The organism is Lutibacter sp. (assembly GCF_021647475.1).
Classification (GTDB): Bacteria; Bacteroidota; Bacteroidia; order Flavobacteriales; family Flavobacteriaceae; genus Lutibacter.
The window spans coordinates 1-11849 of the sequence record NZ_JAKIUR010000070.1; the positions used below are offsets into that span (position 1 = coordinate 1).

12 protein-coding genes are annotated in these 11849 nt (G+C 27.6%); 10 read left to right on the plus strand and 2 right to left on the minus strand.

Annotation, left to right across the window (positions count from 1 at the left end):
• The first annotated feature begins 128 nt into the window (after window positions 1–128).
• Both L3J60_RS12335 and L3J60_RS12340 read left to right on the plus strand, forming a co-directional pair.
• On the plus strand, window positions 129–1163 hold the full coding sequence (locus tag L3J60_RS12335; RefSeq protein ID WP_291975862.1) for an alkaline phosphatase D family protein: 1035 nt from the start codon (window positions 129–131) through the stop codon (window positions 1161–1163).
• Between the two features lie 64 nt (window positions 1164–1227).
• Window positions 1228–1647: a nucleoside-diphosphate kinase gene (locus L3J60_RS12340; protein ID WP_291975863.1), complete on the plus strand. Its 420-nt coding sequence runs from the start codon at window positions 1228–1230 to the stop codon at window positions 1645–1647.
• Between the two features lie 145 nt (window positions 1648–1792).
• Here the strand turns inward: L3J60_RS12340 and L3J60_RS12345 are convergent, their stop codons facing one another.
• Complete coding sequence (locus L3J60_RS12345; RefSeq protein ID WP_291975864.1) at window positions 1793–2089, minus strand: DUF721 domain-containing protein; 297 nt, start codon at window positions 2087–2089, stop codon at window positions 1793–1795.
• On the minus strand, window positions 2089–3168 hold the full coding sequence (locus L3J60_RS12350) for a DNA replication/repair protein RecF (protein ID WP_291975865.1): 1080 nt from the start codon (window positions 3166–3168) through the stop codon (window positions 2089–2091). Before L3J60_RS12350 ends, L3J60_RS12345 begins: the two co-directional genes overlap by 1 nt.
• A gap of 113 nt (window positions 3169–3281) precedes the next feature.
• Here L3J60_RS12350 and L3J60_RS12355 point away from each other — a divergent pair, with 113 nt between their 5' ends.
• The 8 genes from L3J60_RS12355 (at window position 3282) to L3J60_RS12390 (ending at window position 11518) form a co-directional block, all read left to right on the plus strand.
• A complete protein-coding gene (locus L3J60_RS12355; RefSeq protein ID WP_291975866.1) occupies window positions 3282–4046 on the plus strand; it encodes a tetratricopeptide repeat protein in 765 nt (254 codons plus the stop codon).
• 6 nt (window positions 4047–4052) lie between these two features.
• Window positions 4053–4526, plus strand: a complete 474-nt coding sequence (gene ribH, locus L3J60_RS12360) for a 6,7-dimethyl-8-ribityllumazine synthase (protein WP_291975867.1) — start codon at window positions 4053–4055, stop codon at window positions 4524–4526.
• Window positions 4527–4608: 82 nt separating this feature from the next.
• Window positions 4609–4899, plus strand: coding sequence for a hypothetical protein (locus L3J60_RS12365; RefSeq protein ID WP_291975868.1), 291 nt, complete (start codon window positions 4609–4611; stop codon window positions 4897–4899).
• Window positions 4899–6716 carry a DNA mismatch repair endonuclease MutL gene (mutL, locus tag L3J60_RS12370; RefSeq protein ID WP_291975869.1) on the plus strand — a complete coding sequence of 606 codons (1818 nt, stop codon included), beginning with the start codon at window positions 4899–4901 and terminating at the stop codon, window positions 6714–6716. Before L3J60_RS12365 ends, mutL begins: the two co-directional genes overlap by 1 nt.
• Before the next feature lie 13 nt (window positions 6717–6729).
• On the plus strand, window positions 6730–7470 hold the full coding sequence (locus L3J60_RS12375; RefSeq protein ID WP_291975870.1) for a rhomboid family intramembrane serine protease: 741 nt from the start codon (window positions 6730–6732) through the stop codon (window positions 7468–7470).
• Window position 7471: 1 nt separating this feature from the next.
• A complete protein-coding gene (locus tag L3J60_RS12380; protein ID WP_291975871.1) occupies window positions 7472–8305 on the plus strand; it encodes a rhomboid family intramembrane serine protease in 834 nt (277 codons plus the stop codon).
• 2 nt (window positions 8306–8307) lie between these two features.
• Window positions 8308–9327: an endonuclease/exonuclease/phosphatase family protein gene (locus L3J60_RS12385; RefSeq protein WP_291975872.1), complete on the plus strand. Its 1020-nt coding sequence runs from the start codon at window positions 8308–8310 to the stop codon at window positions 9325–9327.
• A 64-nt stretch (window positions 9328–9391) separates the two neighbouring features.
• Window positions 9392–11518: a DPP IV N-terminal domain-containing protein gene (locus L3J60_RS12390; protein WP_291975873.1), complete on the plus strand. Its 2127-nt coding sequence runs from the start codon at window positions 9392–9394 to the stop codon at window positions 11516–11518.
• Window positions 11519–11849 lie beyond the last annotated feature (331 nt).

Sequence of the window (11849 nt, forward strand, 5' to 3'; positions counted from 1 at the left end):
GCCTTGAACCTCCTGAAAAATGAACAAACTAAAAAACTGTCGGTTAAAAGCAAAAGACTCAAAGCGGCTTGGGATGAAGACTATTTATTAAGGATATTGAAAATAAAAGTGTGAGTTTGCCCTGTAAAATGACTCTAATTAAACAATTATTTCTGTTTTTTTTATTATTAGTATCATGTAAAAATGATAAAAAACCAGTAACTATTTTATCTAAAAATATAAATAGTGATTTTACCATAGCTTTTGGTTCTTGTAATAATCAAAACTTACCTAATTTATTATGGAAAGAAATTATAAAAAATAAACCTTCATTATTTATTTTTGAAGGAGATATAATTTATAGTGATACCGAAAACATGGAGTATCTTAAAAAAAATTATGATAAACAAAAAAACAACTCTGATTATAAAAATTTCATTAATAAAGTACCTCTGTTAGAAACTTGGGACGATCATGAATATGGAGAAAATGATGGTGGAGCAGATTATCCTAAAAAAGAAGCATCCCAACAACTTTATTTAGATTTTTACAATGTTCCTTCCAATGATGTTAGAAGAAAACGAAAAGGAGTATATTATTCAAAAACCTTTAAAATAGACACTACCAACATAAAAATTATTTTATTAGATACTCGCTATTTTAGATCTCCATTAACGCCTGATTCTACTTCAAAAAAAAGGTACAAGCCCAATAAATACGGTCAAGGTACAATGTTAGGAAATTCACAATGGAAATGGTTACAAAATGAATTAGAAAATTCTAATGCTTCTTATACTATAATAGCAAGTAGTATTCAATTTTTATCTGACAAACATGGGTTTGAATGTTGGGGAAATATGCCTCACGAATACGATAAGTTAATTCATTTACTTACGGTTACCAAAACTAAAAATGCGATTATACTTTCAGGAGATAGACATATAGCTGAACTATCAAAAAAAGAGTTTAAAAACTTAAATTATCCATTAATAGATTTTACTTCTAGTGGTTTAACACATTCTTATACTAATTTTAAAAGTGAATTAAATCCATACAGAATTGGCAAAGTTATTCCTTATAAAAACTTCGGATTATTAAAATTCGATTTTAAGAATAAAAAAGTAATTATGGAAACTAGAGGAGAAAACAATATACTTTATGCTACTTATACTCAAAAATATTAAATAATATTACTTTAACGTATAAAATAGTATATTTGCCCCGATTTTATTAATTAGAACACTTACTATGATTACAAATAGAACATTTACAATGCTTAAACCTGATGCTGTTGAAAAAGGTTATATAGGAGCGATTTTAGAAAAAATTAACGCAGCTGGCTTTAGAATTGTTACTATGAAAATGACTCAAATGACCGTGAATGATGCCGAAAATTTTTACGCAATACATAAAGAACGTCCATTTTTTGGAGAATTAGTTGAATTTATGACTCGCGGACCAATTGTTGCCGCTATATTAGAAAAAGAAAATGCTGTAGAAGATTTTAGAGCTTTAATTGGCACTACAAATCCGGCAGAAGCTGCTGAAGGAACTATTAGAAAACTGTATGCTTCATCTATGGGAGAAAATGCTGTACACGGTTCTGATAGCGATGAAAACGCTGCCATTGAAGGTGCTTTTCATTTTTCTGGTAGAGAATTATTTTAAAGTACCTTAAAAGAATCTATCTAAAAAGCTTTGAAACCGTCATTCTGAACTCGTTTCAGAATCTTACATTGTTGATTACTAACGATTATGAGAACCTGAAACGAGTTCAGGTTGACGAAAATTACACTTTTTAGATAGATTCTTTTTAATTTAAAATTAGTTTAGAAATAAATTTTTCTCCTAATTCCTCATTCAACATTTTAATAATTTTTTCCTTTCCATAGCTTAATTCTTCACGTAAAACTGAAGAATTTAATTTTATATATAGCGTTTTACCATTTAAAGTTACACTTTGTGTATAAGAAACCACACCTTTACCCATAATGCTTCCCCATTTTTCTTCAACTAATAACTGTTGCATTCCTTTAGTTAGTTTATTTTCTTTATAAACATCGGGTAATAAATCTTTTAATTTGAAAAATTCGTTTTGACGTTTTGCCATTATAATTCGAATATTTTATAAGATTGGTTTGATTGTTTTACTATTTCTTCGGTTCTTTCTTTATGCGTATCGCTAATAAATAATTGTCCAAAGTCATCACTGTTTACTAAATTAATAATTTTAGAAACTCTGTTTGCATCTAATTTATCAAAAATATCATCTAATAATAAAATAGGTTTTATTTTCGACTGTTTTTTAATAAAATCAAATTGTGCCAGTTTTAAAGCAATTAAATACGATTTTTGTTGTCCTTGTGAACCAAACTTTTTAACCGGATATCCATCTATTTCAAAACTTAAATCATCTTTATGAATACCAACACTAGTAAACTGAAGTATTCTATCTCGTTCAATGTTATTTGCTAACAATGTTAAAAAATCAGCATCGTCTAATTGGGTTTTATAAACTAAATTAACAGATTCCCGACTATTAGAAATTGCTTGATAACGTTTTGTAAAAATAGGAATAAATTCTTTTAAAAATGCTTTTCGCTCCTCATAAATTATTGTCCCATAAGAGTTTAATTGATTATTATAAATATCTAAATTTACAGTATCAAAGGTTCTATTTAATGCAAAATATTTTAATAATGCATTACGCTGGGCGAGTACTTTATTATATTTTATAACATTTTGCAAATAATTTTTATTGGATTGCGATATTACGTTATCAATAAATTTTCTTCTAATATCACTGCCATCAGTTATTAAATTTCTATCTGCTGGTGAAATTATTACCAACGGCAAATAACCGATATGATCAGAAAATTTTTCATAAACTTTTCCATTTCGTTTTATACTTTTTTTATGTCCTCGTTTTAAACTACAGACAATAGTATCCTCCCTATCTTGCATTTGATAGGTTCCTTCTATAACAAAAAAATCTTTTAAATGGTTTATATTTTGAACAGCTACCGAATTAAAATAACTTTTTGCAAAAGATAAGTAATAAATAGCATCTAAAACATTAGTTTTTCCTACTCCATTATCTCCTACAAAACAATTTATTTTATCCTCAAAATCAAAAGATTGCGTTTCAAAATTCTTGAAATTAATTAGGTTTATTCTCTTTAAATTCATTTTATCCTTTTAGCCCGATAAAATTATTGAAAATAAATGATAAATTAGCTTGAAATGAATTTTTACTTTTCAATTAAATATTCTATTTTTGCACCTACAAATTTCACAAGTAAATGGCAACATATAAAAAAACAGGTAGTAAACTAAAAAAAGGAACTAATTCTGCAGGAAATAAATCCACAACTGCTGAAGTTTTTAACGCTTTAGATGAAACAGCTACTAAATCTGAAAAATGGGTTAAAAAAAACGAGAAAATGCTATTTGTTTTATTAGCTCTTGTTGTTGTTGTTATTTTAGGAACTATAGGTTACCAAAAATATATTAAAGGACCACAAGAAAAAGAAGCTACAGATGAACTAGCTTACCCAAAAGCATATTTTCAAAAAGCAATTACAAATAATGTTGCAGCCGACAGTTTATACACTTTAGGTTTAAATGGTGCAGATGGTAAATATGGTTTTATTGATATAGCTAAAGAATATAGCAGTACAAATGCTGGAAATTTAGCAGATTATTATGCCGGCATATCTTACTATAAATTAAAAAAATACCAAAAAGCTATTGATTATTTAGAAAAATTTTCTTCAGATGATGAAATTTTAGGTCCAGTTGCAAAGGGCGTAATAGGAGATATTTTTTCAGATATTAATCAACCAGAAGATGCTTTAAATTATTATTTAAAAGCAGCCAATTTAAAAGATAATGAATTTTCTACTCCTTTATATTTATTTAAAGCAGGTAATACCGCTATGGATTTAAATAAATTTGATAAAGCATTAAAAGTATTTAAACGAATTAAAAAGGATTATCCTAATTCTAATGAGGCAAAAGATATTGATTTTTATATAAGTAAAGCAACCTACGCATCTAAAAAATAAGATGTAATGGCAACCACAAACTTATCTGATTATAACAAAAATAACATCCCAAATGCGAATAAATTTCGGTTTGGGATTGTTGTTTCTGAATGGAATCCTGATATCACTGAAAACTTATTTAAAGGAGCCAAAGAAACCTTAGAACATCACGGAGTACTTTCATCTAACATTACACGTGTAAATGTTCCTGGTAGTTTTGAACTTATTTATGGATGTAAAAAATTAGTTAAATCTAATCATTTTGATGCTCTTATTGCTATTGGAAATGTTATTCAAGGTGAAACAAAACATTTCGATTTTGTTTGCAGTGGCGTTACTCAAGGTATAAAAGATTTAAATATTTTATTTGATACTCCAATTATTTTTTGTGTTTTAACTGATAATACCAAACAACAATCTATAGACCGCTCAGGAGGTAAACTTGGCAATAAAGGAGTTGAATGTGCTATAGCAGCTATTAAAATGGCAGCTTTAAGATAGATTTAACAACCTACTTATTCACAAAACTTGACCACAACTTAAGAATTAAGTAATTTTGATTTTTATCAATTAATAAAAAATTATGTTTGGCAAATTATTTAGGCCACGTGCTCATTATGTTTTTGATTATAAACCTCGCTTTTACGATGAGCGGAAAGAACGCTTACGCCAATTAGAAAAAAAATATAGTAAATCTAATGCTTCTAATGAAGAAGTTAATCAGATTAAATTGACCAGAACTAATTTAAAAAACAATTGGGTAAGAAATAAAAACACCTCTTCAGATAGAGCTACTATTTTACGCATGGCTATTATTATCGCCATTTTAATTGGTATTGTTGCTTATATTTTTGATTTACATACATTGCTCTAATGTCAGATATTATTCAACTACTCCCAGACCATGTAGCAAATCAAATAGCTGCAGGTGAAGTTGTTCAACGTCCGGCTTCCGTTGTTAAAGAATTACTTGAAAATGCAATTGATGCTAATGCTACTTCTATTAAATTAATTATTAAAGAAGCTGGTAAAATATTAATTCAAGTAATTGATAATGGATTTGGTATGAGTATTACCGATGCACGGTTATGTTTTGAGCGTCATGCAACTTCTAAAATAAAAAAAGCCGAAGACTTATTTAATTTGCATACCAAAGGATTTAGAGGCGAAGCCTTAGCTTCAATTGCTGCCGTTGCTCAAGTTGATTTAAAAACGAATCAAACTGATAATCAGTCAGGTACACATATTAGAATAGAAGGCAATAAAGTTCTTTATCAAGAAACAATAGCTTTTTCAAAAGGGACTTCCATTGCTGTTAAAAATCTGTTTTACAACATTCCTGCAAGACGAAATTTTTTAAAATCTAACAGTGTTGAAACCCGACATATTATTAATGAATTTCAAAGAGTTGCACTTGCTCACCCAGCAATTACTTTTTCTTTTTACCATAATGATAGTGAGGTTTATAATTTAACTTCAGGAAATTTAAGACAACGAATTGTTGCTATTTTAGGAAAAAAAACCAATGAAAAATTGGTTCCTATAAATGAAAAAACTGAAGTAGTTGAAATTGAAGGCTTTGTAACTAAACCCGAATTTGCCAAAAAGAAAAGAGATGAACAATTCTTTTTTGTAAACAACCGATTTATAAAAAGTCCGTATCTAAATCATGCGGTTCAAAGTGCTTTTGAAAATTTAATAGCACCCGGATTGCAACCTACTTATTTTTTATACTTAAAAGTGCCTACTAATAGTATTGACATTAATATTCATCCTACAAAAACTGAAATAAAATTTGAAGATGAAAAAACTATTTATGCTATAATTAGAGCCACTATAAAACATAGTTTAGGTCAATATAATATCGCTCCTGTTATTGATTTTAATAGAGATGCTTCTTTTGATACACCTTATACTTTTAAAAATAAAGCGAGTTCAACTCCAAAAATAGAAGTAAATCCAGATTTTAATCCTTTTAAAACCAATATTCAAAAAGATTATAAATTTCATTATAAAAAAGATAATCATACTCAATGGGAAAGTTTATATAATGATGCTATAAATAAAAATGAAAATTCTGTTGAAAATTCTTTAGCAGATACTACCTTATTTAAAAATGAAAATTCTAGTAACCAAACTTTTCAAATTCATCATAAATATATAATTTGCAATATTAAATCGGGTATTGTTTATATTCATCAAAACTTAGCACACCAACGTATTTTATATGAAGAATTTCTAGAAAAAATTACTGTAGAAGGTGCATTAAGTCAACAATTATTATTTCCTTTAGAAATTTCTTTTAGTAAATCTGAAATTAAATTAATTAAAGAAATAAAGGAAGATTTAGAAAATTGCGGGTTTTTATTTGATAAAATATTAGAAGATACCATTGTAGTTAAAGGAATTCCAACAAGTATTATTGAAAGCCAAATTAGTATTATTTTAGAGCAATTATTAGAAGATATAAAAAATGATGTGCCAAATTCTAGTTTTAGTCAGTTAGATGTTATGGCAAAAAGTTTGGCGAAAAGTTTAGCCGTTAAAACTGGACAATATTTAACAACATTAGAACAACAAGAATTAATAGATAAACTATTTTTATGCAAACAACCAGATGTTTCACCTTATGGTAAAAAAGCATTTGTTACCATAAAATTAGATGAAATTGATAAAAATTTTAATCTTTAGTATATTTTAAAATATGGGAAGAATTACCGAAGCTGTAAAGCACCTAATTATAATAAACATTGTATTATTTATTGCTCCAAAATTAGTAGGTTTTGATTTGCAAAATATGTTTGCACTACATTTTCCTTTAAATCCTCAATTTAGGGTTTGGCAAATTTTAACTCACATGTTTATGCACGGCGGTTTAATGCACATTGGTTTTAACATGTATGCATTATGGGCATTTGGTACGCCACTAGAACAAATGTGGGGTAGAAATAAATTTTTATTTTTCTATTTTTCAGCAGGTTTAGGAGCCGCTGCCGTTTACACACTTGCAAATTATTATCAATATCATAGTGTTTATGAAGACTTAACTAATATTGGTGTTTCACCTTCTGATATTCATAATTTGCTAATTAATGGTCAATATGATTCTAGAATTTTAGAGCATATTTCAAAAAGCGAACTATCTAAAATTTACAGTGCTTATAACTCTTCGGCAATAGGAGCTTCAGGTGCTATTTATGGAGTTTTAGTTGCTTTTGGATTTGCATTTCCAAACGCAAAATTGGCACTTATCTTTTTTCCTATTCCAATTGCAGCAAAATATTTTATTCCTCTTATAATTTTAGGCGATTTATTTTTTGGAATAACTGGATATACTATTGGCGAAGGTCCAAACATTGCCCATTGGGCACATGTTGGTGGTGCTTTAATTGGATTTATAATTGTTTGGTATTGGAAACGAAATCAATTTAAACGGTGGGACTAATTTGAACATTTTAAACGACATAAAACTAGCATACAACAAAGCAAATATTGTAGAAAAAATAATTTACATTAATGTTCTTTTATTTTTACTAACTGCTTTATTTACAACTTTTATAATTAACTGGTTTGCTTTACCCGCAGCTTTTCAAAGTTTTTTATATAAACCTTGGACTATAATTACTTATGCATTTATTCATCAACGGTTATTTCATATTTTATCTAACTTATTGGTATTGTATTATATAGGTAATTTATTTTTAAATTTTTATACTAAAAAACAATTTATTAACTTTTATTTTTTAGGAATTATTATTGGAGGAATAGCTTTTTTAGCAAAGTATTATTTCTCTAGTAAAATTGGAGCTCCTTTAGGTGGTGCTTCTGCAGCAGTTTCCACTATTTTTGTAGCTATTGCAACTAAAATTCCTAGATACGCAATCCGTTTACGATTTATTGGTAGTGTAGAATTATGGGTTTTAGTGGCTATTTGGGTTGGATTGAGTATTTTACAATTAGGCAATCCTAATAATGGTCCAGCTTTTGCACATATAGCAGGTGCTGCATTTGGGTATTTATATGCAAAACAACTAGAAGTTGGTAATGATATTGGAGGTTGGTTTGAAAGTATCATCAACTTTTTTTCAAACCTAATTCTGAATAAAAAATCAAAGCCATTAAAAACGGTTTACAAGTCTGCAAAAAGAAAAAAAGCAAATAACGTATCTAAAACAAAACAGCGTAAAATTGATGATATTTTAGATAAAATAAGTAAATCTGGCTATGAAAGTTTATCTAAAGAAGAAAAAGAGTTTTTGTTTAGATCTGGAAAAAAATAACGATGAAAAACCTCTCTTTATTTGATAAATTAATTGCATTGGTAAATTCATTTTTTGCAATGCTATTATTATTGTCTTATTCTTGTTACTTTATTTCACCAAAAAATATTTCATTAATATCATTTTTAAGTTTATCCATTCCTGTTTTAATTATTATTAATATTGTTTTTGTGTTGTATTGGTTAATAAAATTAAAAAAGCAAATTTTAATTTCCTTAGTCGTACTTTTAATAGGATTTCCATTATTATCTAAATTTTACAGTTTTAATAACAAAAAAACCTTTTTAAGTTCAGACATTAAAATAATGAGTTATAATGTTAGAATGTTTAATTTATATAAATGGATTAAAAAAGATAATGTTAGTGAGAAAATTTATGATTTTGTAAAAGATAAAAATCCTGATATTTTATGTTTACAAGAGTACCATACCAATGATAATTTAATAAGTTTATTCCCATATCATTATATTAAAACAAGTAATAATAATAAAAATAATATTGGTGATGCTATTTTTTCAAAATACAAAATTACTAATACAGGTTCTTTAAACTTTAAAAATACAGGAAACAATGCTATTTATATAGATGTTATTAAAAATAAAGACACCTTTAGAGTGTATAACATTCATTTAGAATCATTTAGAATAAATCCGCATAAAGAAGTTATAAATAAAAAAAATGCGGAAAATCTTAAAATTAGAGTTGAAAAAGCTTTTAAAAAACAAGTAGATCAGGTTAATTTACTTTTAAATCATCAAAAGAAAACACATTATAAAACTATTATTTGTGGCGATTTTAATAACACTGCTTTTTCGTGGGTTTATCATCAATTAAATCTACATAAAAAAGATGCTTTTGAAATTGCTGGCAATGGTTTTGGCAGCACATATAGGTTTGGATTTCCCATGCGAATTGACTTTATTTTAGCTGATGAAAATATGGCTGTCAATCATTTTAAAACTTTTAAAGTAAAGTACTCCGACCATTACCCAATTATGGCTCGGTTAAATTTAAATCCCTAAAATGATTTACATCATAACTTCCCTGTAAATAATAAGTAACTTTGTAATACAAATACATATAATTATGAAAAAAATATATTTAATTTTATTTATCACTTCTTGTTTTTTTGGATTTTCTCAAGAAAAAACCTTAACCTTAAACGATGCTGTTTTAGGCTATTATAAAGGATTGTATCCCACTCGTTTAACACAATTACAATGGGTTAAAAATTCCAATAATTATGTATATCAAAAAGAAAATAAATTAGTAATTAATAGTGTAAAAAAAGGAAATCAAACCAGTTTTATCACGTTAAAATCTCTTCAAAAAAACTATCCGAACTTAACTCGTTTCCCAAGAATTTTAAATATTACTAATGCTGAAATTACCTTTAAAAATAAAAATATTTTTGAGGTTTATAATTATGTAAATCACACTAAAACCTATCGTGTAGCTAATGATAGCGTTGGTAAAAATATTGAGTTTAACAACATAGCAAAAGCTTCGGCATATACTATTGACAATAATTTATACGTTGCTACAACTTCAAACCCAAAAATTACAGTTACTAATTTTACCGATAAAAATATAGTTGCAGGTCAATCCATCCATAGAAATGAATTTGGTATAAAAAAAGGGACTTTTTGGAGTCCAAAAGGTAATTTTTTAGCCTTTTATCAAAAAGATGAAAGCAACGTAACCAATTATCCTTTAGTTAATATTGACACCTATCCTGCATCTTTAATAAGTATTAAATATCCAATGGCAGGTCAAGGAAGTGAAAAAGCTAAAATTGGAATATTTAATATGCAGACTAAACAAACTTTCTACTTAAATATTGATACTTCCGATGAACATTATTTAACCAATTTAACTTGGACACCTGATGAAAAATATATTTTATTAGCTGAAGTAAATAGAGATCAAAACCATATTTGGTATAATAAATATGACATTAAAACAGGTGAAAAAGTAACTACTATTTTTGATGAGACTAATGATAAATGGGCGGAACCTGAGTTTGATGCGGTGTTTTTACCAAACAGTAATACAAATTTTTTGTATTTAAGTGAACGTAATGGTTTTATGAATATTTATGAATATTCAACTAACGGAAAGTTAATAAAACAACTTACTAATTTTAATTGGGTAGTAACAGGTATTTTAGGTTTTGATGCTAAAGATGTAATTATCAAAGGAACTGGCAAAGATCCAAGAGAAATGAACGTTTTTAAGGTGAATTTAAAATCTGGAAAAACTACAAAACTTACGTTACAAAAAGGAACTCATAATGCTAGTTTAAATAGTAACGGAACTTATGTATTAGATTCTTATAGTAGTATTTATGTACCTAGAATTTCTCAAATAATTAACACAAAAAACGCTAAATCTACTACCATTTTTACAGCTGAAAATCCGTTAAAAGATTATAAATTAGGAACTACAGAATTTGTAAATCTAAAAGCAGATGACGGAACAGTTTTATACGGTAAAATTACCAAACCCACTAATTTTGATGCTTCAAAAAAATATCCGGTTTTAGTGTATGTTTATGGTGGACCTCATGCTCAATTGGTAACCAATTCTTGGTTAGCTGGGTCTCGTTTATGGGCAACCACATTTTCTACATTAGATAATTATATTGTATTTACTTTAGATAACAGAGGAACTGAAAATAGAGGATTTGCTTTTGAAAGTGTAATTCATCGACATTTAGGAGCTATTGAAATGGATGACCAATTAAAAGGTGTGGATTATTTAAAAACATTACCTTATGTAGATGCCAATAGAATTGCAATTAATGGTTGGAGTTTTGGTGGATTTATGACTTTAAGTTTAATGTTACGCCATCCTGGAGTATTTACAACTGCGGTTGCTGGTGGTCCAGTAACAGATTGGAAATATTATGAAGTAATGTACGGAGAACGTTATATGGATACTCCGCAAGAAAATCCTGAAGGTTATAAAACTGCTCGTGTTCACAATTACATTAAAAATTTAGATGGGAAATTATTAATTATTAATGGAAGTGTGGATAAAACGGTTGTACCTCAGCATAGTTTAACCTTATTACAAGAAGCTGTTAAACAAGGTGTTCAATTAGATTATTTTACGTATCCAATGCATGAACATAATGTTAGAGGTAAAGATAGAGTTCATTTATTAATTAAAATGATGAATTACATTGTTGATAATAATAAAGCTAATTAATTAAAACATAGTTTAAATACCATTTTTGATACTTACCTATAAAAGTGTTTATATAATAACCCGTTGTGCATTTTGATAAAATTTCGTCAATTCGAGTGAATTTTAGCCTTTTTAGGCTTAAAATTAGTATCGAGAATAGGTTTTTTATTTAAAAACAGATGTTCTCGATACCATTTTTTTATCAAAAATTACCTGCCTTGCCGTCCTTTAGATTTGTAAAGTAAAGATTTTCTTATTTATTAAGTATTTTTACTTTACAAAAAAAGAATGGGGTGAACTTAGCCTGCCGCTAGATTTTAGGTCTATTGCCTGTATTAGTCCCCATTCTTAA